Origin of the sequence: Candidatus Accumulibacter sp. ACC012 (assembly GCF_907163155.1) — a bacterium.
In the GTDB taxonomy this organism is placed as follows: domain Bacteria; phylum Pseudomonadota; class Gammaproteobacteria; order Burkholderiales; family Rhodocyclaceae; genus Accumulibacter; species Accumulibacter delftensis.
The window spans coordinates 49,868-70,697 of record NZ_CAJQUC010000008.1 but is presented as its reverse complement, the minus strand read 5'-3'; the positions used below and the strand labels follow the sequence as shown (position 1 = coordinate 70,697).

Annotated in this window: 17 protein-coding genes and 1 pseudogene; 1 reads left to right on the top strand and 17 read right to left on the bottom strand. The window is 58.7% G+C overall.

Annotation, left to right across the window (positions count from 1 at the left end; all coding sequences use genetic code 11):
• Positions 1-119: 119 nt before the first annotated feature.
• The 7 genes and pseudogenes from QZ648_RS10015 to QZ648_RS09985 all read right to left on the bottom strand — a co-directional run bounded on the left by QZ648_RS10015 (position 120) and on the right by QZ648_RS09985 (position 5,911).
• Positions 120-530: a hypothetical protein gene (locus QZ648_RS10015; RefSeq protein ID WP_291996903.1), complete on the bottom strand. Its 411-nt coding sequence runs from the start codon at positions 528-530 to the stop codon at positions 120-122.
• 550 nt (positions 531-1,080) lie between these two features.
• Positions 1,081-1,377 (bottom strand): annotated as a pseudogene (locus QZ648_RS10010) (HD domain-containing phosphohydrolase); the annotation flags it as partial.
• Between the two features lie 69 nt (positions 1,378-1,446).
• Entirely contained in the window at positions 1,447-1,602 is a 156-nt protein-coding gene (locus QZ648_RS10005; RefSeq protein WP_169065838.1) for a hypothetical protein, read from the bottom strand.
• A 366-nt stretch (positions 1,603-1,968) separates the two neighbouring features.
• Positions 1,969-3,267 (bottom strand): isocitrate lyase, encoded by a 1,299-nt coding sequence (gene aceA, locus QZ648_RS10000; RefSeq protein ID WP_291996902.1) that lies wholly within the window; start codon positions 3,265-3,267, stop codon positions 1,969-1,971.
• 241 nt (positions 3,268-3,508) lie between these two features.
• Entirely contained in the window at positions 3,509-3,754 is a 246-nt protein-coding gene (locus tag QZ648_RS09995) for a hypothetical protein (RefSeq protein ID WP_291996901.1), read from the bottom strand.
• A 59-nt stretch (positions 3,755-3,813) separates the two neighbouring features.
• On the bottom strand, positions 3,814-4,494 hold the full coding sequence (locus QZ648_RS09990) for a lytic transglycosylase domain-containing protein (protein ID WP_291996900.1): 681 nt from the start codon (positions 4,492-4,494) through the stop codon (positions 3,814-3,816).
• 28 nt (positions 4,495-4,522) lie between these two features.
• Entirely contained in the window at positions 4,523-5,911 is a 1,389-nt protein-coding gene (locus QZ648_RS09985) for an undecaprenyl-phosphate glucose phosphotransferase (RefSeq protein ID WP_291996899.1), read from the bottom strand.
• A gap of 400 nt (positions 5,912-6,311) precedes the next feature.
• Here QZ648_RS09985 and epsA point away from each other — a divergent pair, with 400 nt between their 5' ends.
• A complete protein-coding gene (gene epsA / locus QZ648_RS09980) occupies positions 6,312-7,127 on the top strand; it encodes an XrtB/PEP-CTERM-associated transcriptional regulator EpsA (RefSeq protein WP_366144114.1) in 816 nt (271 codons plus the stop codon).
• A 327-nt stretch (positions 7,128-7,454) separates the two neighbouring features.
• Here epsA and QZ648_RS09975 read toward each other — a convergent pair whose 3' ends face one another.
• From QZ648_RS09975 to QZ648_RS09930, 10 genes are all read right to left on the bottom strand, one after another.
• Positions 7,455-8,123, bottom strand: coding sequence for a PEP-CTERM sorting domain-containing protein (locus QZ648_RS09975; RefSeq protein WP_291996897.1), 669 nt, complete (start codon positions 8,121-8,123; stop codon positions 7,455-7,457).
• A 401-nt stretch (positions 8,124-8,524) separates the two neighbouring features.
• Positions 8,525-9,130 (bottom strand): PEPxxWA-CTERM sorting domain-containing protein, encoded by a 606-nt coding sequence (locus tag QZ648_RS09970; protein ID WP_291996896.1) that lies wholly within the window; start codon positions 9,128-9,130, stop codon positions 8,525-8,527.
• A 556-nt stretch (positions 9,131-9,686) separates the two neighbouring features.
• Positions 9,687-10,457 carry a WecB/TagA/CpsF family glycosyltransferase gene (locus QZ648_RS09965; RefSeq protein ID WP_291996895.1) on the bottom strand — a complete coding sequence of 257 codons (771 nt, stop codon included), beginning with the start codon at positions 10,455-10,457 and terminating at the stop codon, positions 9,687-9,689.
• A complete protein-coding gene (locus QZ648_RS09960; protein WP_291996894.1) occupies positions 10,450-11,634 on the bottom strand; it encodes a glycosyltransferase family 4 protein in 1,185 nt (394 codons plus the stop codon). The genes QZ648_RS09965 and QZ648_RS09960 overlap by 8 nt, the downstream gene beginning before the upstream one ends.
• Before the next feature lie 2 nt (positions 11,635-11,636).
• On the bottom strand, positions 11,637-13,070 hold the full coding sequence (locus QZ648_RS09955; protein WP_291996893.1) for a hypothetical protein: 1,434 nt from the start codon (positions 13,068-13,070) through the stop codon (positions 11,637-11,639).
• Positions 13,051-14,625, bottom strand: a complete 1,575-nt coding sequence (locus QZ648_RS09950) for an O-antigen ligase family protein (RefSeq protein WP_291996892.1) — start codon at positions 14,623-14,625, stop codon at positions 13,051-13,053. Before QZ648_RS09950 ends, QZ648_RS09955 begins: the two co-directional genes overlap by 20 nt.
• A gap of 12 nt (positions 14,626-14,637) precedes the next feature.
• Positions 14,638-16,926, bottom strand: a complete 2,289-nt coding sequence (locus QZ648_RS09945) for a hypothetical protein (RefSeq protein WP_291996891.1) — start codon at positions 16,924-16,926, stop codon at positions 14,638-14,640.
• Between the two features lie 248 nt (positions 16,927-17,174).
• The gene (locus QZ648_RS09940) at positions 17,175-18,449 is read right to left on the bottom strand and encodes a glycosyltransferase family 4 protein (protein WP_291996890.1); all 1,275 of its coding nucleotides are present in this window, start codon (positions 18,447-18,449) and stop codon (positions 17,175-17,177) included.
• Complete coding sequence (locus QZ648_RS09935; protein ID WP_291996889.1) at positions 18,446-19,825, bottom strand: hypothetical protein; 1,380 nt, start codon at positions 19,823-19,825, stop codon at positions 18,446-18,448. The genes QZ648_RS09940 and QZ648_RS09935 overlap by 4 nt, the downstream gene beginning before the upstream one ends.
• A 14-nt stretch (positions 19,826-19,839) precedes the next feature.
• Entirely contained in the window at positions 19,840-20,820 is a 981-nt protein-coding gene (locus tag QZ648_RS09930; protein ID WP_169065825.1) for a GDP-L-fucose synthase, read from the bottom strand.
• Positions 20,821-20,830 lie beyond the last annotated feature (10 nt).

Here is a 20,830-nt window from a genome sequence, read left to right as displayed (position 1 = left end):
GGCTCACGACAATAGCCGTCCTGTTGTGGTGACGCGCAGGCGAAGCGCCATGTTGTCAGGGCAAGAGTCGGCGGGCACAGACGTGCCTAGCCGCAAGGCAGGTCTGTGCCACTGCTCGCTCATTGCGGCTTGCCGGCTGCTTTCTTGGCCGCTCGCAGCAAAGCCTTGCGTGCTTTTTCGGCCCTGATGTGCGCCAGCGCCTGCGCGCGGTTGCACTCCTTGCAATAGGAATGCAGGCCATCGGCACTGCGCGAGTTCTTGTGAAACTCGAGCAGCGGCTTTTCCTGCTTGCACTTGACACAGACTTTCGTGGCCATGGGGATTACCGGATCAGGGGACGTGTTTACGGGACAGGGGGTGGACAGCGGGGGGGCTGGCTGCGAAGGAGGGTGGTAGAACGCTGCGGCCGTCGCCTGGTCGGCTGACAGGCCGTGCTCGCGATCGTCCTCCAGGTAGCTCGGAAAAGGCAGCAGCGATTGGTCGAGGCGCTGCGCCGAATCGCTCGCAGGGGAGGAAGTGAGAGTTTTCATGGGCTCTATCCAAGTGCGCAGCGCGAAAGCTGCTGGTGAGGGTTGTTTTTCCGAAGATGCCATGGCCGCCTCCCGGCTATGGGTAACGGCTTGGCCCGACGGTTCTAGAAAGCCTGTTAATGCGCGTCAACCGCAAGAGGATTGTCGAAGGTCACTCACCGGATTGGCGCATGCCAGCAAATGATACTTTCCGCCTGCACAAATCTTTCTCAGGGAAGTGGCAGATTGTTGGTGCAATGAAATAAAAACTTAGTCCTGTCAATGGCCTGGCGCGACATTCGCTGCGGCCGAGCAGGGGAGATCCGGTTGCCGACAAGTCGTTGCAGTTCACCGTCCTCACGCGCAGGCTTGCTAGCCTTTCCCGTTAAGTATAAGCAAAGACTATGCCTGAGAATAAGCCGCGTTTATTTAATCAGTGACTTACGGTATTGTTTATCCGGCCGCCACTAAGCTGGCGGCGGCCGCTGTAAAGAAAGCTGACAGTTGCCTGTCGTCGGGCGCGGGCTGCGCGGTAGTTGCCGCACCAGGCACCAGGGCGCGATGTCGTGGCTCAGGCGCTGTGCTCGAAGGGCTGTTGCGGGTTTCGCGGGTTGCCAAGGAGACTATCAATGTCGACCAGGTCAAGCTGTTGCGCCTGCATGAAGCGTCGGGCGTATTCCAGATCGACGCCCGAGCGCAAGAACCGGGCAAACAAGTCGGGGTCGATGTGTTGCTCGCCTTGCATGCGCGACATGATCGCCAGTGCTTCCGAGAGCGTTTTCCGCTTCTTGTACGGACGGTCGATCGGCGTCAATGCCTCGACGATGTCGGCGATAGCCATCATGGGTGCCAGCGGACTCGTCTGCGTGCGTGTGAGCTGGCGCGTTTACTGCCGTGCAAAGTCATCGTCGAACTGCCACAGTTCGACAGCGCGTCGCTAACGCGCCAGGGTGTCGTCCTCGCCTCTGGCTTCCGCTTGCAGGCAGCCGATTTCGGCATCACGCTTGAGCACCTCAAAGCGCATGCGTGCAGCCAGGCCTGCCGCGCAGCCGCCCAGTGCCGCAATATCTTCGGACTGGAGAGCAGCCGGCACGCGCGACGCCATCGGCGAGCGCCGCGCCAAGCAGCGGGCCGGCCGACGCGTGCACGTGTTGCGGGTAGGGATGGGGCATTTGCCATGTCCTCATGGCGGCTACTTGATGGCCAAGGATAGCGCTCGACAGGGCAGTTGATCACCTACTTCATCACGGAAGGCGGTTTGTAACGACGCGCTTTCCGGACGAGGCGCGCCCGCGTTCTACGGGTGCAACAAGCGTTGTGCGCGCGCATTCCCGCTCCGACGGCTGTGCGCAACAGGCACGGCATGCGCCTGCGCAGGCGTGGAAACCGGGTTCAGTCAGGCCGGCTGAGCACAAAAAAAGCCGCGCGATGCGCGGCTTCTTGGCGACTCACTGCTCGCTCAGTGGAACTGCTCTTCTTCGGTCGAACCGGTCAACGCGGTGACCGACGAGGTGCCGCCCTGGATGACGGTGGTGACGTCGTCGAAGTAGCCGGTGCCGACTTCCTGCTGGTGCGAAACGAAGCTGTAGCCGCGATCGCGGGCCGCAAATTCCGGCTCCTGAACTTTTTCGACGTAGGCCGTCATGCCGCGTTTGACGTAGTCCTGCGCCAGATCGAACATGTGGTACCACATGTTGTGGATGCCGGCGAGAGTGATGAACTGGTACTTGTAGCCCATCGCCCCGAGTTCCTTCTGGAACTTGGCAATCGTCGCGTCGTCGAGGTTCTTCTTCCAGTTGAACGACGGCGAGCAGTTGTAGGCGAGCATCTTGCCTGGGTGCTTGGCATGCACGGCTTCGGCAAACTGGCGTGCGAACTCGAGATCCGGCGTACCCGTTTCGCACCACACCAGGTCGGCGTAGTCGGCGTAGGCCACGGCGCGGGAAATCGCCTGCTGGAGACCTTTGTTGGTCTTGTAGAAGCCTTCCGCAGTACGCTCACCGGTGACGAAGGGCTTGTCGTTGTCGTCGCAGTCGGAGGTCAGCAGGTCGGCTGCTTCGGCATCGGTACGAGCGATGACCAGGGTCGGCACCCCGCAGACGTCGGCAGCAAAGCGCGCGGCGATCAGCTTCTGTACGGCTTCCTGCGTCGGAACGAGGACTTTGCCACCCATGTGGCCGCACTTCTTGACCGAAGCCAACTGGTCTTCCCAGTGCACCCCGGCTGCGCCGGCGCGAATCATCGCTTTCATCAGTTCAAAGGCGTTCAGCACGCCACCAAAGCCGGCTTCGGCGTCGGCAACGATCGGCGCGAAGTAGTCGATGTAGCCCTTGTCGCCAGCGTTCAGGTCCTTCGAGCACTGGATCTCGTCGGCACGACGGAAAGAGTTGTTGATGCGCTCGACGACCTTCGGCACTGAATCCACGGGATACAGGGACTGGTCGGGGTACATCGCCGCGTAGGAGTTGTTGTCGGCGGCAACCTGCCAGCCCGACAGATAGATCGCCTTGACACCCGCCTTGACCTGCTGCATCGCCTGCCCACCGGTCAGCGCACCGAGGCAGTTGACGAAGGGCTCGTTGTTGACCAGATCCCACAGTTTTTCGGCGCCGCGACGGGCAACGGTGTATTCGATCGGGAAGGAACCACGCAGGCGTACGACATCGGCCGCCGAATAGCCGCGCTTGATGCTTTTCCAGCGGGGGTTCTCGGCCCAGTCTTTTTCCAGTTCGGCGATCTGCTGTTCTTTTGTACTCATGATTGGCTCTCCAAAATTAGGAAGTGCGGTTGCGGCAAGAGTGGCGCCCGGGGGTCGAAGCAACAACAAACCAGAGACTCGACAGCGGGTAACCAATGGTAACCAGTATAACGGCCTTTGCTAATGCAGGCAACTGTCTTATATAAGACATAAGATATATTTTTTGTTTAGACAAAACAGCCGCTTGCCGTTTACGTTCCGCATTGCGGGACGAAATTCTCCAGCGCGAAATGCCTCCCGCCTATGCCTCAGGGGTTTCCGGCGTGAAGACGAGTTCGGGAAGAATCACCTCCCAGCGCTTGCAAGGAAGCTGCTCAAGGTTTTCGGGCCGGCTATCGCGGCGCGACCGGACAAGGGGCGCGGCGAGCCGCGCAGCGACCAAGCAGATGGCCCTGAAGATCGCGCCACGCACGGCGTCGTCGCGCAGCTCGGCCGAGATAAGCTCGCAGATATGGGTAAGTTTCTCGGCCGGCGTCGTCGGCCGCACAGCGAAGGGGAGTGCTTGACCAGGTCGCGCTCGGCGGGCCAGGGCTGGCTGACGCCGGCCTACCTGTGCGGCGTCGGAAGCAAGCGATACGGCGCCAGATCGCGATTGGTCAGGCGGGTGCCTTCGATATAGACACGCTGGACGGGGCTCGCCGAAATGGCCGGCTCACCATAGTCCCGAAGAACCTTGCTGACATAGGCCATGGTTTCCGGAAAAGGCGGAACGCTGTTTCCATAACGGATGACGGCTCCTTCACCAGCGTTATAGGCTGCCAGGGCTAGCGGCACACTCTTGAAACGGTCGAGCAACTGACGAAGGTAGGTGGTCCCTGCACCAACATTGCTCTCGGGATGGGCCGGATCCGAAACGCCAAACCGCCTGGCCGTATCCGGCATCAATTGCATCAGGCCGACCGCCCCTTTCGGAGACACCGCGTCGGAACGATAGCCCGACTCGGCGCGAATGACTGCGTGCACGAGGGCCGGATCCACGCCATTGCCACGCGCATGGCGCTCTATCAGGCCGGAGAACGGGCCGCCAGTCTGGCTGTCCCTGCCGGTGCTCGCTGCCGCATTCCGCCGGGCACGATAGTCTGAACGCTGAATCGTCAAGAGAAACGGATTCGGTCCCTTGCCCGCTTTTCCGGATCGCGCGTAGGCCGCGTTAACGCCATCTCGCGCCTGGCTGAACGCTGGCGTTGGCAGCAGCGCTGTCGCCGCCAGGAGCACGCCAGCAAACACGAGGCTTCCTGGCCGGCGAGTAGGTGCCTCAATAGGCACTGCTGTCCTTGAAGACCAGAATGATCGTGCGGCAGACGATGTACAAATCCATTTTCAGTGACCAGGTGCGCAGATACTCCAGATCAAAGTCGATCCGCTTTTGCATCTTGTCGAGCGTCTCCGTTTCACCGCGGTAACCGTTAACCTGAGCCCAGCCGGTAATGCCAGGTTTGACCTTGTGGCGAACCATGTAGCGTTTGATCAGTTTGCGGTAGGTTTCATTGTGCGCGACGGCGTGCGGACGTGGCCCGACAATGCTCATTTCGCCGAGTAACACATTGAAGAATTGCGGCAACTCATCCAGCGACGTCTTGCGCAATACAGCGCCAATCCGCGTGATTCGCGCGTCTCCCCGGCACGCCTGGGCGACCAGGGGGCCGTCTTCGCAGACGGTCATCGAACGGAACTTGTAGACCACGATCTCCTTGCCATCGAGTCCGTAACGCCGCTGCTTGAAAATGACCGTTCCCGGCGAATCCATGCGGATCAATGCGGCGATCAGCAGCAGGACAGGAGAAATGAGCAGCAGGATGGTCAGCGAGAGAACGATGTCGCTGCAGCGCTTGACGATCCCGTTCAGCCCGGCAAACGGCGTGTCACACACCGCCATGACGGGCACGCGGCCCACCGCATCCATCCGCGCCTGAATCAGATCCGTAACAAAGACATCGGGAACGAAATACACTGATGCGGTGGTGTCGGTCAGCGTATCGAGCAAGGAAAGGATGCGTGGCTGGCTGGCCATTGGCAGTGCCAGGTAGATGATGTCGATGGCGTCAGTCCTGGCATGTCCGGCGACATCGGAAAAGCGGCCGCACAGTCGCTTCGAGTCAATACCCACACGGCCAATGTCGCGGTCGTCGAAATAGCCGACGAGTTCGATCCCCAGTGTTGGATGAGCGGCAATTTCTGCGGCCAGGTGCGTCCCCAGTTCATTGCATCCGACAATCACCGCACGCTTCTTGTGGCCACTCATCGAGAGCAGCCGTGGCATCAGCAGGCGCAGGGCCAAATGACAGGCAAGCTGCAAGCCTGGCGTCAGCCACAGCAAAGCGAGCAGCAGCTCCTCGGGAAAAAGTTTGTAGAGGCCGGTGGCCCAGCCAAAGAAGCCCAGCAGCGAGGCGACGCCCAGCCAGCTCAGAAGCACGTCGCGAACGGTGACGCGAAAACGCTGTTCGATCATGCTCCTGCCAGGAAAACTCAGGGAAAACAGAAGGACACCGAGCACCAAGTAGTGATGGTACTGATCGTCGCCCGACGCGTGCATGAGCCCCGCCAGCACGACCAGTTGGGCGACCGGGTCCACCAGCGACTCGGTCAGCCGGAACAGGGCGCCACCCGCCCGATTGACGCCAAGAAATGGTCGATTCGCGGCCATCTCAGAAACTGCCTTTCGGCCAACAATATGTCCTCATCACGGTCCTCTCCGGCATTGGCGACCGCAGCCAGCTTGGCCACGATCGATCGCCTAGCGATCACAGGGTCATTTTATCGAGTGAAAACAAGATCACCGTGACGCAGTTCTCGTCCAGCTGTTCGCGGACATGGCAAGGTTCGTCCATCGACGATTTCGCCATGTGCTCACTCGATTCGAGCGCTGCGGTGCTGCCGGGAAAGCCAGCAATGGCGCCGGATGCCTGGGTAAGCGAGTTGGCGGCCAGGCGGTGAGCTTGCAGGTGAACCAGACCTCGATCTTCCGCCCCTGCCTGCGTCGACCTGTCGCATGGCGGTGCACTCGCCGTCAGCACGCCGGTGAACTTAAAGAAGAGAAATAAGTAATGATCCTGACTTCATCACCAACAAGACTGAGCAGCGCGCAGGTCATCGAGACCATGCGCGGCTCGCTGTCCATTGCCAACCACTTCAAGCTTCTGGTGTGGCTGCAGGGGGATGTGCAGCGGATAATTCCTCATGACGCGCTGATTTCATACAGCGGGCCCATCGGCAGCGAGAATTGTCACTATGACGTCGTCTCTTCAATGCCCGGGATGCGCACGTCCAAACTGCCGCGCGACAAAATCTCGAAGCTTGGCCTAAATGCGCACCAACAATGGATGACTGCTGGCGCGACAGTCGCCTCGGCGGCCGTCCCCGACGACCTGGGGAACGACCACAGGGAAGGCGACTGCCTCGCGGCGACGGCGAGCATGAAATACAGTCTTTTCCATGGCATTCACGATGCGCGCTTCAAGCTCGACCACTTCTATGTCCTGCTGCGTCAGACAGGTCAGTTTACCGAGAACGAACAGCGACTGTTCGAACTGCTGCTGCCGCATGTCGATGCGGCGGTAAGCAGGATCGAAAGCCTGCAGACGCGAGGGTTGGCCCTCGCGCCCGTCGTGCCCGAGTCCGTCGTGCCCGAGTCCCTGAACCCGGCCGGCCTGAGCGGCCGAGAACTGGAAATCCTGCAGTGGGTTCGTCAAGGCAAGACCAATGTAGAAATCGGGATGATTCTCGGTATCAGCGGCTTCACCGTGAAGAACCACCTGAAGCGCATCTTCGACAAATTCAACGTCAGCAACCGAGCGCAGGCAGTCGGCAAGCTGGAACAAGCCATCCGTCAGGGCGCATCCCCGGTATTGACTGCCGAATAGTTTTCGGGAGGAATTGGGCAGCAGAGTCGTCGCTCGTTGGCGACAGCGAAGCGGACCAGCCAGGACGACGGCGGGTCGTCCGGCGACCGGGTCGGCTGCCATCCGGTCACTCTACCGCGACGGGAACCACGCAAGCTTCCAGGCTAAGAACAGTGACGCTGGTAGCGACATGCGACCGCCGCAGGTGGGGTCGCCAGGCAATGCCGCGAATTGCAGCTTCCCGGATGTTTTGGCTCACCGCCGTAGCCATCGCCCCCTTTAAAACGTGCAATGCCGCTCGGCCACGATCTTCCCACCTCCCTGTGCGGCCGAGCGGCTAGCCCGTGATCACGCTTCTGCGGACCTGCGACGGCGAGCGACAGCACCAACAATTCCCAAACCTGCCAACAGCATGGCATAGGACTCGGGTTCAGGAACCGGCGCCATGACGAGGAAGTCCTGGTTGGTTGGCGAATGCAATTGGTCGACATAGTGCGTGACCGTTTGCGTGCCCAGGGTTGCCCAAATGCCGTCAAGAGCGGTCAGAGCTGTTTGCGTCGATCCCGTCGTGCTGCTGGCCTTGAAGTTGCCGGTGGTGAAGCCGTAGGAAGTGTCCGTCTCGTTGACAATTTCCCACACCGCAGACTGGAGCGCCGCGGAATTGTCCTGGCTGCTCGGCAACAGATTACTGGCCGCATAAGACATGAGCTGGTTCAAAGCCGTCGCCTTGCCTGCGCCCCAAGCGGTGGCCCCAGCCACCACCGAATAGTTATTGTAAGTAGTGCCGAAACTGAATACTTGACCAATCTCGGCGCAAAATGTAACGAAGGCATTGCCGTTCAGAAACCCAGAGAACTGACCGGCCCCACCACTATAACCAGGAGTGCCCACGCTAACGGTAGACGGGCCGCCGTATGTGTAGCTGTTGAGCAGGACTGTGTCGGCCAGCGCCGGCGCGGCCAGAGCTGCGGAGACCGCGACTGCTGCGAGACTCCTGACCATGAATCTGATTTCCATGATGTGATTCCTTTCGGTATTTATCGAGAGTTAATGACTTTTCTGCTGGTTTGGGAAACTGGATGTTTCATACCCTTTTCCACGCTAGTCAATTTACGCGCCGGGATTTGCTTCGGCAATAGCCATTTTGGGCCACTCGCCGGGCTTTCCTGCCGGCAAGCGGACTTCCGGCCCACGACTCTAATATAAAAGGAATAATACGGACGCGATCCTTTCGAGGTCCGGCCGACAAGAAAAATCGGGGTGGCTGTTTTCGACAATAGTCCGTTTGGGCTATGCCGTGGTTTTCTGGATGCGCGCTTGTTCCCCAATCGCCTGGGTGCCAGAACCATTGAATCTGTTTTTTGCGAGCGGAAGGTTTGACGGCGAGGGTGCCGCTTGAGCACCCCCGCGCGCCTGAATCAGGCGGGTGTTCCCGGAGCCTCTGACGAACGACGGCGGCGGGCGATTGCACCCACCATGCCAAGACCGGCCAGCATCATGGCGTAGGTCTCCGGTTCCGGGACCAGCGGGATATTTTGGGATAGCAAGTCGCCTGTCGCCTTGTCCTGGAGCGCATCCTTCAGGAACTGGACTTTCAGGTGCGGCAATGCGAAATTGAGGGCGCCACCAGACGTGAAGTCGATCGTCCAGCTCATGTTGTCCGTCAACGCGATTGGCGCGCCGGTGAAGCAGGCGCCACCCCCGCCCCCGGTCGTGCAGCCGACGTTGGCCGAAAGGCCATGCACGAGATCGGCGCCAAATGAACCCGGTCCGCTGAAGATGCTGGCACTCGTGAGCGCCCCGATATTCTTGATCTCGAATGCCTTGATATAATTGATACCGGACCAGTTAGGGGTGGCGCCGGTGGCGGCATTAAGAATGTCCAGTTGCAGGGTGTTTGAATCAACCACCGTAGTGTTGAAAGTGACGCCCTGCCATGTAAGGCTGTTGTCAGCCGCTGCCGCTGGCAGTGCGGCGATTGCCAGAGCCGCCACGGCCACACTCTTGAGAAGTTTGGTTTTCATGGTGAGTTATCTCCTGTCCATTTGATTGATTGTTGTCACGGCCCATGCCGGTTGGTGAAACGCCGTGGGAGTGATTTTGTTTCCATTCATACGCGAGGCTAATCTACTTAACGCCTATTTTCGCAGCAATGGCGCATTCGGACTATTGCTGCTGCCGCCAAGATTTAATGGGGGTTTCTGATTGCGGCAGTCGCTCGGCGGAGATTATGCTTAGTCCAAACGGACTATTGCCAGAAGCGAAGCGGTCGACCGCCCTGCCGTAATTCGTCGTGTCCCTGAGGTTGTTGCAGGGATTGAATCCATATCCTGGCGACGAAAGGGATGCCCTGCCGGTAAGGCTCAGTCGGCGCTGCTCTTGGGTTCAACGAATGGAGTAGCGACGTGGCGGGGCAGTCGCAGGCTCGGCTGCTCTCGTTCCGCCTTTTTTGCCTGGCGGTGTCCTGGTCGAGATGGCGCGCTGGTCGCCTCTAGCATTGCCGAAGGAAGGCGAACCGTGTCGGCTATGGCAGACGGGGTGGCTTGGCGCGCTGCGCGACCAGGACGAGTGCCCGCTCGATCAACCTGTTGATTCCTTGCGTCGGCACAACAACTGGCGAAGCGCCAGCAACACGAACATGGTATTTGTGAGCAGGTAGCGCTTCCATAGACGGCCCGGCTCGGAAAACAGCCGATGCAGCCACTCGAGCCCATAACGCTGCATCCAGAGCGGCGCGCGCTTGATGGTGCCGGCGTGGTAGTCAAAAGCCGCACCGACGCCGATCATCACCGCGTTGATTCGCCCGCGATGCGCCGCCATCCACTTTTCCTGCTTCGGGCAACCCAAGCTCACCCAAACCGTGCCCGCTCCGGAAGCATTGATGCGCGCAACGTCCGTCGCATCCTCCTCCGCCGAGAGCGAACGAAAGGGTGGCGAAATCGCACCGGCCACTTTCAAGCTTGGGAAGGCTTCCCGCAAGCGCTGCTGCAAAGTCGCCAGCGTCTCGTCGCTGCTGCCGTAGAGAAAGATCGACTCGTCGCGTCCCGCAGCTTGCGCGCAATACTTCCACATCAGGTCCGGGCCGTTGATTCGCTTCTGCTCGGCGAAACCCAGTCTGCGCAGCATCCAGGCCACGGGTGCGCCGTCGGGCGTCGCCATGTCGGCTTCCGCGACAACGCGACCAAACTCTGCGTCTTGCCCGGCAGTCACCACCGAATGCACATTGGTGATGCACACGTAGCGGCTCTCGTGTTCTTGTCCCCATTGGCGGATGCGGTCAAGCGCCTGCGCCCAGCGGATCGCGTCAATCGGTACGCCGAGAACCCGGCCGGTAAGGCGCTCGTCAGCCACGCTGGCCTCTCACTTCGTCGATCGCTTCCTGATAGATGGTCATCAGGCGCCGGTAATTCACCTCGGCAGAAAACTCGGCTTCGTACTGCGCCCGGGCCTTACGCCCCATCTCCCCCATCTCCTCGGGATGTGCCAGTGCCCACGCCATCTTGTCGGCCAGATCGCGCGGATTGCCCGGCTCGAAAAGGAGTCCGGTTTCACCGTCACGCACGATCTCAGCCAGCGCACCGATTCGGCTGGCGATTACGGGCGTGCCGCAGGCGAAAGCCTCGACGATCGTACGTGGGAAGTTTTCATACCAGATGCTGGGCACTATCAACACACTAGCGCGGCTCATTTCGCCGCGCACGGTTTCAGCAGGCACGCTCCCCAACCGCTTAACGCCAGCAATGCTATCCAACAAAGCAGCTTCAGGGCCGTCGCCAGCGACCGTCAGCCGAACCGCAGGCATAAGTGTCATGGCTGCAACCAGGGTTGCAATGCCTTTCTCCGCCGATAAACGGCCAACGAACAGCAAACCCGCGCGCAGAGACGAATCTGGTGGAGGAAAGTCCACGAAATTCGGTTTCACAACCACCCGCTCGGGGGGCAACCCGCCTTCGATGAACTTGCTACGACAGAACTCGTTCAGAGCAATGTACCGGGCAATCTTGTTGCGATAGGTGCCCAGCGCCCTGTGCAGCGTCAGCATTGCGGCCAGCACTGTCGATGCCGTGTGTGACCCGCGGTAACACGCACGAGTCACCCCGCGCCAGGGCACATTTCCCAGGCAATCCTCGCACACCTGCCCGCCGCGCATGAACAAGGCACTCAGGCACATCAGGCGAAAATTGTGCAGAGTCTGCACTACTGGCACACCCGCTTGATCCGCCGCCCAGTAAAGCGACGGTGAAATAAGCGGAAAAGTGTTGTGTGCGTGAATGACGTGTGGTCGGAAGCTGCGCAACCGCTCCGCGATGTCGCGTCGCGTGCGCAAAGACCAGAGCGTTTGACCCGCCACCGCGATGGATGAAAGGCTTCCGATGTCGTCGTTTTGACGGGCATAGGTTTCCACCAGATGGCCGTGCGACTCGAGCAGCGCAACCTCTTCCGCGACGACCGAATCCTCGCCACCACGATGCTGGTAGGCGTTATGAACGACGAGAACGCGATGTGCCGGAGCGGTACGCAGGGTCACGATCAGCGTGACCGCAAGGTCACCAGTTCATGTGGCGCTACTAGCACATTCAGATACCCGGATCTATCTGCCCTGATCGTCGTCTCTGCAGCATATCCATCTCTCTTGCTGCGAAAAATCTGAAACTGCAAACGCGAGGCAGCGCGGGGAAGCTTGATCGCCACGCTGTAACTGGAAGCCGGAAAAAACTGGCTTATTCTTGAGCCTCTGATGCCGGTGGTGTTGATTACGCCGATTCCCCAACTCTGATCCGAGTTCTGTGCCATGGCAACCGTGACCGCCGGTTTTTGGCCATAAGTCCAACCCATGCGCTTTTCACGAGCGCTCTCCGCGCCGTAAAAAAGCGCACCTATATCAAAGACGGTACGTAGTTGCTTAAGATAATAATACTTAGTGTTGTACTTGATCCCTCCAGTTCTATCATCTGGCCGAGCCAATACCTGCCCTGAGTCCTTGTTCGGGTGCTGATCATAGGCGCCTATGCCAATAAACCATATCCAATGAGTTACCGAGTGGTTCATGTCGCTCAGAAACCGTGCCGCTGTTGTTGCTGCCTCTGCCGTATCGCCTGGTTCCTCTTCCGTCGCGATCGCTCTTCCCGAGTCATCAAGAGCTCTAGGCAGTCCTCGCCCCGCCTCGGTCATCCAATACTCTTTGCCAGATCCTGCAATAAGATTCTCCATGATGGGATTTGCGCCCATGTTGTAACTATGTGTGGCGACCGCTTGGAGGCCAGCCCACGAATCAGGATCGGTTTTCATTGCCAAGACGGCTTTGCCAGCGTAACCATCCGCGCTGGCCCACTCGGGGCCAATGATTCCGACATCCGTCAACCTCCTCGAATCCAGTTCTCGGCGCAAAAGTTTGGCTGACTCGCTGAGTTGCTCAGGAGAAAACCCCCGCGGCTCATTGGCGATCCCGGTTACATCGATTCTCACGTCACGTTCATCATATATTTCCCGGATGAATGTCGCCAACTTGCTCGCGTACTCTTGCATCGATTCCGCCGGCGCCGATTCGCCGCGGGCTGGCGCGAGCAGGACCTGTTCGACACCGCTAGCTTTCAAGATGCCCAGATAGCCATTGTCCACGTAGCTGTTGTAGAACACGGACTTCATCTGGCTCACGGAAATATGCGCATCCGATCGCACCCAGAGACGCACCAAGTTCATTCCCAAGTCCGCATAAACCCGATCAGACAACTGGGCAACTCGCGCGGCGCCGTAACGTTTGAACAGAATTTGCTGATCTCGTGGCTGGCTGGCGCCGAAGCCCATAAGGACCTGCCTGGGCTTGTCGTCGATAGTAATCAGAGTGTCAATAAGTGCGTGCTTTGGGTCGACGCCGATATCAGTTTGCGCGGCGACTAGCGGGTTGTTGATAAAGGCTATCGCTAAAGCTCCCGCCAAGTGCCATCTAGTTGAACCATTTTGCATCTTTGACCTCGTTGAATTTGACGAGAGGGGGCCATCCAGCGTTGGCGCGAGCAATTTCCCCAAAACATAAACCGGCAAGAAAAAAATACGGGACGGCAAAATGCGGTGACTCGAATACCGGTTGCACGACAGCCGTTACCAAAAGTGATATGAACAACATGAACATCCACAGCCAGTAATCTGCTTCCCGCGTGTCGTTTTTCTGGCGTTCGTAGCGGAATTTCTGCCAAAGCTTCAGCAATAGAACCAAGTGAAAGATGAGCCAAGGCACAAGACCCAGGAGCCCTGTACGCGTTAACACCGAGACATAGCTATTGTGGGGTTCGCGTACGACCACAGGCTTTCCCCCCGCTCCACCAACAGAAAAGTTCGTCAAGGCTACTCCAAATCCTACGCCTGTAGCAATTGTTCCGGGCGACGAAGCCCATCGTGACAGCGCCGCAGCCGTCCAGTTCTTCCGTTGATCCACACCGCTACGCGCGCTCTCCAGCCCACCCTCGCCCGTCACACTCTCCAATTGGCTGGAGAGCATCTCCAGGCCGACCTTGCCAACCCGGCCCTCGAACTCCACACCGGAAAAATCGATTGCAGCCAGTCCAACGACCGCAGCCATAAATATCACGACAAGGCGCCGCGCAGCAATGCCGTGGCCACCAACGGCCAGCAGCAACATGGTCAAGCCCGCCACGATGTATGTGGCGCGGGACTGCATCATCACCACCGCAAACGCAAAGACAATAAAAGCGACGGCGATCAGCCAGCGCGACGCACTATTGCCAGCACGCCAGGCAAATTGATCCGGTATCAGAATGGTCGCCATCAGCCCGGCCAGTGCAAGCACGTTGCTGGTTGCGAAATAGCCCACGAGCGGCACCGCCTGCTGGTAGCCTGTCACCTTCGGCGAGTATGCCAACAATGCTTTCTGAAAGGGGTAGAAAGGGAAATAAATCAGCGCGGCAATCAGCAACAGCCAGAGAAACCGATGGCGCCATGATTTCCACTGTTCAGCGTTGCGGGCGAACGCCACCACGCAGATGCCGCCGAAAAAGAAAAGGCTATCTAGAAGAGGCAGCGCATCTCTTGCCGCAGTGATGCCGTGCTCTGCAAGATTCATGGGCAAGTGCAACACGAGCGGCGGCAGCGCATAAACGAGCAACAAGAAAGTGCTCGCACCTTCAATCCACAAGGCTCCCCAGGCTCGTATGGCAACCCACGTCAGGCTGAGCAGCAACACCAATTCTCCCACGGTCACCCGTGCACTCCCTAACCCGACGGAGAAATTGCTGAAGCCGTAATTGAGGACGAAATTACCCAGGACCACCAGGAACAGAACGCGTATCCAGAGCGGCGCTTGCGGCGACGCCAGGCGAAAAACTAGAACGACCACTAGTGCGAGCAGCACGTACAAAAAAATATAAAGCCCCAGTTCAGGCGCCAGCACAATAAAAAACACGGTCACAGCCTGAATGAACAGAAACGCCAGGACGCTGAGAATCCAGGCCGAGGGCGTCATCCTGAAAAGGGATCGACCAACTTCAAGAGCAGTGTTTTTCATGGCGTGTGGAGTTCAAGCCATCGAAAGTTCGAGTACTTCGCAACGCGCAACTTGATCCCGCGAAGTGGGCGAGCATCCATCAGCCGCACCTACAACCAGCATTCTTAGAAAATAGATCATGATGAAACGGTTTTGCAGAACTTTCGTTCCAACGGCATTCGCGGCGTACTCCGTTGTGACTGGCAAGACAAATAATTGTCGGAGTGCTCTAAGCACTGCCGCTGGTTTTTTTCGGCGTACCAGTGTCTCCATCTGGTAAACGAAGTGCAAGGCATCCAGCCACGGGAGCCCCCTGGCGCGCGAGTGTTCCCAGTCCAGCACAAACAGATCTCCCGATGTGCTTGCGCGGATGTTCCATGGCGTAAAATCTCCGTGCTCAATACAAACCTTCAGGTCAGGCCCCGTCGTTTTTCGCAGGACAGTCAGTGACTTCGCGATCAGCGTGGCCAAACCAGGTTCGCGTAGCAGGTGCGAAACCTCTTTTTCCAACTGGTCGATAGCCGAGGACCAGGAAATGGTCTCACTTCCCAGCAAGAGAGTAAGGAATGCAAAATGCCGTTCGGCAAGCGTGGGTTCGGCCGACTGCTCGGGCCCGGCAGACTCGACAATGAAGAAAGCTTTCCGGTGGCTGTATTCTCCCTGCACAATTACGCGCGGAAAGCACGATTCCCGCTTGGCTGCTTCCGTCAGAACTCGCGCTTCGCGCTGCAAAACCGTTATCGCCCCCGGCGAATCCGCAATTCGCGCGTAGGCGAGGCTATTGCCAGCACCATCCATTATCTTGAGCGTCAGCTTTGCGCGCGGGCCGGGCGCGCCCTTGAGCAGGCCGATGCATGCAGGGTTTGATTCCGGTACGGCATTTAATATGGGCGTGAGATCAGGGCATAGATCTGCCAATGTTTCCACGGTTTCGACCCAGCCCAACCATATCCGCAGCGGCAAGGTAGCCGCCAGAGCCCGTCGATACAGGCGTCCTGTCCAACGGGAGGGGTAGTACATGCGCAAGGCCGACTTCAAGACCTGCTTATTGAAAAAAGGCAGCACCAGATGGACACTCCCATCGCGCCGCCGATGTACCACATAAGCGGGTTTGCCCGCGCTGTCCGCGCGAGCGGCCGACGCAGCGAATCTGTCGCGCCAGGACCATGCCAGGTAGACCAGCGCTGCCACCTCTCCGCAAACCAGTGCAAGCATGATGCCGCGTTCACCGAACTCGCGCACAGTCAGCAGAGCCAGTGCAACGGAAAGTACCGCCCAGCAGGTGCTCGCATGTGCCAGAATCCGGGTTTCCCCCATGGCGCGGTGATAATAAGCCGCCATGCGATAGCCGTAGCCAAAGAAATAGTAGAGCGCCTGAAAGACCACCAGAATTGCGAACGGACGATATTCCTCGCCGTACAATAATGTCATCAGCCACTCATCTATGGGCAGCAGGAGCAGGACGAATACGCCGAGGGCGACGCCGCCTACGAGCCCCAGTCGTCCCAGATAGGCGATCAGCGAATGTCGTCCAGTATCCCGGAGATGCAGTGCTGCACGCACCGGCACGATGTTGTCCATCCACTGGAAGGCGACGTTGACCGGGCCCAGCAGATTCTGGGCGGCTCGGATGGCTCCTGCGGCTTGCTGGCCAATCATGCCCGCTCCGAGAAGGATGACGCCTTGCGAAGCCAACCATTGCAACTGCCATGTCAGGAGGAAATCCCTGCTCGCTGACCAGTGCTGCTTAATCACGATGACCGCCTCGGCATAAGCCGGACGTAAGCCATGGCTTACGGCGGTCACTAGGGCTGAACCCGAAAAAGCAAGGGCAAGGGCGAGCAGAGCGGCGTTGGGAGTCAAGTCATCCGAGTAGATCAACCAGGCCAAGATGGCCAACTGGCCACCATATGCGAGCAAATCACTGAAAAAGACGGCGCGATTCGCTACTTTCACGTACAGTGCGCGCCGCAGCCAGTCCTGCAACTGGTATCCGGCCATGGCAAAGGCCAACGGCCAGATCATCGGCCCGAGACTAAGGTGCTCGGACCACAGCCCCATCAACCATGCGATGCATTGCACTCCGACGAGGGTCACACACAACACTAGCAAGGTGTATCCAAAAAAACCACGTAGCTGCTTGCGCTGAATCACCTCGTCGGATTCCGCAGGGACTGCCGTCATCATGGGTGCGACGACGAGCGAAGCCTGGAAGGTGTTGGCGTAGAGAAGGTAGGCTTGCGCCACAACGTACGCACCAAACGCTTCAAGTCCCATCACGCGGGCGAGCAACACCCCGGTGATGAAATTGCTGCCGCTCACCAGAGCCTGGTCGCCTAGAGACCATAGGTGGGAGTGCGAGGGGGGAAAGAGTTTGGTCATGCTGCCACTACACTTGCCGATCGATTCGACTTTGTTCTGGATGGCACTCATAATTCCGTCAATTCATAACATTTGTGGCGAAGAACCACCTTCATTACGCAGGGCGGCTGAAATGCCAGCGACGGGTGGACATGGTACTGCTCATCAGCGTTGAGAAAGCATGAATGGGAAAATAGCTGAGCCTCGCGTCATCCCTTTTCAGGAACGTTGATGGCCGGACTATGAATTAATTCTAGCGGTACATAGATATTTTCCACCGCGGCATCCCAAGTATGTTCAAGTGCCCTAGCGCGGGCCCCTAAAGACAACTGCTCTAATTTCGAACGGGATCCAACTAACTCGACTAGCTTGTCAGCCATCGATTCAACAAGGCGTTGAACCGAAAGGCCAGTCGTCTCTAGGGCGATGCCGGACGTGTCATCTACCAAAACGCCCGGTCCACCCAAATTCAGGCAGAGCACGGGCAGTCCCTGCGAAAACGCCTCCAGAATGACGTTGCCGCTCGAGTCGTGGAGGCTTGGAAAAACTAGCAAGTCGTGATTTCTGTATTGCTCATGCAACTCGGCTTGAGTGAGCCAGTCGATACAGGTCACGTGTTCCGAGATACCCAGCGCGTTAGCTGACACTTGCAGGGATGACTTCATTGGACCACGTCCAACCAGCGTTATGGCTACATCCGCATCTCGCTGTCGTGCTTTGGCGACGGCACGTACTGCTAAATGAATACCTTTCCAGCCAATCAGACGACCTGCATATAGGCATTTAAGGGGCCTTTGGCCAGTGCGATGAGCCGCAGGCGGCGGGGTATTGATGCCAATTTCCAGCGATGTGGTGCTTGTATAGCCTGCACGTGTAATCCACGCAGCGGTCTCGGGAGTCTTGGCCACGATATATTGTGATCTTTTCATACAACGGTGCAAGGCGGGATTTGCCAACGAAATCCAATTGACTGTGTACCGTACGATCTCGGCGATTTGCGCCTTCAATGGCAAAGCCCGTATCAGATACCCAGGAGCGCCTTCACCCCCCCCTACCGGGCCGAAGATTAGCGGTATGCCCAATTTGTACAGAAAACTTGGCTGGCGCCACACACCAAAAGTAATGTGATGCGCCGCGTCGAATGCGTGCTGCTGATGGGCAGCCCTAGCTAGCGGAACAATGCTGCGTTGCCACAATGCGTAATACAAGTGCACCCCTCGTCCACCTTTTTTCCACCAACTCGTCCAGCGTGGCAAATCATAATAAATGAAGTGCAAGCGTTTACGAATAGCAGGCTCTAGCTGTTCATATTCGGGCTCGATGGCCTCCTGGTTGTTGCGCCGGGTGAGCACCCATACATCATGCCCACGCCGCGCCAATGCCAGCGCCCAGTTCCAGCCAACGCCGGGCTCGGAGCCTTTGCCGGGCTCGCAGGCATAGGCAGAGAGCAGGATACGCAACGATTTGCGGGGAGAGTCGCTCATCGTGCGGCTCCGATGCGGGCCGAGGTACGCGTAGCGAGGTACTCGAGCGGTGCGGCAACTGCTGCCGCGAGGGTCTCTTTCAGTCCACAGCCGGTATCAATCGAGATGGCGTGTAGTTGAACGGCAAGATGGGCGTAATCTTTGGAAAGAACTTGGGCGGCCGCCAGGGTGATTTCGCCTTTCCTTGCCACCAGCAGATCGGGAGGTGCGTGCAGAATCAGCCAGATATCCGGCTTGGGCACCAGGTCGACGAGCAGACGCTGGAGAAAGCTGCCGCGCGGCAAGCGGTATCTGGCCGGGTCAACCAGCATGTCATGGTAGTAGCGATCAAACACCACCAGTGTCGAGCGCAGTTTGGCCGGATACACCCAGCGCAGCCATCCCATCCAGTAGTCGATGATGAACAGGCCAACTTTCGCGGCACTGGCCAGGTGGCCACGCGGTTCTTTGCCATGCGGATCCGTGACAACAGTACCGTCAAGAGCGGCGCCGAAATGCGGGCGGAGATGGAAGCGGCGCAGCCGTCGAAAGGCCGGTGCGAGTTCACGTTCGAGATGCTCGATGACGGTGGTTTTACCGCTGCCATCCGGCCCGAGCACGGCGATGACGAGGCCAGTTGGCTTAAGGATACGGCGCGCGCGGCGCAGCCACTCGCTGGCTCTGCTGAGCAGCCGCCCGACGAAGGGTTCGCGGGACATGCTGTCGCTCAAGGCGAGCTGTAATTGCTCGCGGTGTTGCTCGAACCACGCCACGTCGCCCCGTCTAATTGCGGACTCCAGCTCGTCTGGCAGGGTTAGCGGCGCAAGCCGCGCCAGCACGGCGCGACAGCCCGCCGGGTCTTCCGTCAGGAGGGCGGCAAGGGTGTCGATGTGACGTGCTTCGACCAAACCTTTGTCGCATCGCTTGACGAAGTAATACTCGAATTCGGCCGCCGCCGCAGGAATCCAGAAGCCGGTGGGCACCTTGCGGCGGTTGGCGAGGACCGCTTGGCTGCAAAGCCAGAGCCGCCCATTGCGACGATAGCTGGCTGAGGAATCGGGATGCAGGTAGGCAATACGATGACCTACCTGGCGAGCGAGGACATAGTAACAAGCGGAAGTTTCGTGCTGAAGTAGCTGTACCAGCCGCGCGCCAGGCACGCTGCTGGCGTCATTGAAAAGCGCCGGCAGGCGCAGGAAATCGGCTTCGGAGACCATGAAATCAATGTCCGAATCGATTCTGTCCGGATAGCCGCTGTAGCCAGATAAAATCACATAAGGCATGGCATGCGCATCGAGCGCGGCGCAGAAGTCGAGAAACATCTGTTTGCGCACCGCTTCCACAGCAACCGTAGACGCATCGTCTGGGGAGGGCTGTGCCGACGCCGCGACGTTCATTTGGTCTGCTTGATTCACGGCAAACCCGCTTGAAAATCGTGACAGGCCTTGGCCAGACCCGCTTGCAGGCTCGTTTTCGCTTGCCATCCCAGAGAACGCAACCTGGAAACATCCATCAGCTTGCGCGGCGTGCCATCCGGCTTGCTATCATCAAACTCGGTATTCCCTTCGTAGCCGACCACGCTCTTGACCGTTTCGGCCAGTTCCTTGATGGTCAGGTCGTCACCGACGCCGATATTTACGACCGGTGGCATGAAGATTCCCGTCGCTGCTTCCTCACTGCCGAGCAGCGTGTTGAAGGTGTCATCGGGGAGGGTCATGAGGTAAATGCAGGCATCGGCCATGTCTTCGCTGTACATGAATTCGCGGCGTGGTGTGCCGGTGCCCCAGACGCTTACCGTGGGTGCCTTGGCTTGCTTGGCTTCATGAAACTTGCGAATTAGTGCTGGGATGACATGGGAGTCATCTGGGTGGTAGTTGTCGCCGGGGCCGTAGAGATTGGTGGGCATCGCGGCGACAAAGCGGGTGCCATATTGCCGGTTGTAGCTCCAGCACATTTCGATGCCGGCGATCTTGGCCAGCGCATAGGGCCGGTTGGTGGCTTCGAGCGGGCCGGTGAGCAGTGATTCTTCCTTGAGCGGCTGCGGGGCGAGCTTGGGGTAGATGCAGCTGGAACCGAGAAACAGCAGGCGCTTGACCCTGTTGCGGTAGGCAGCGTTGATGACGTTGCTCTGGATGGCCAGGTTGGACGCAATGAAGTCGGCCGGGTAGGCATTGTTGGCGTGGATGCCGCCCACTTTTGCAGCGGCGAGGAAAACGTAATCGGGCTTTTCCTTGGCGAACAGGGCTTCAGTCGCTTCCTGCCGGGTGAGGTCGAGCTCGGCATGGGTGCGGGTGATGAGCTGGTTGTAGCCATGCGCCTGGAGGTTGCGCACGATGGCGGAACCAACCAGGCCGCGGTGGCCGGCGATGTAGATTTTTGCGTTCTTGTCCATACCCGGCCTG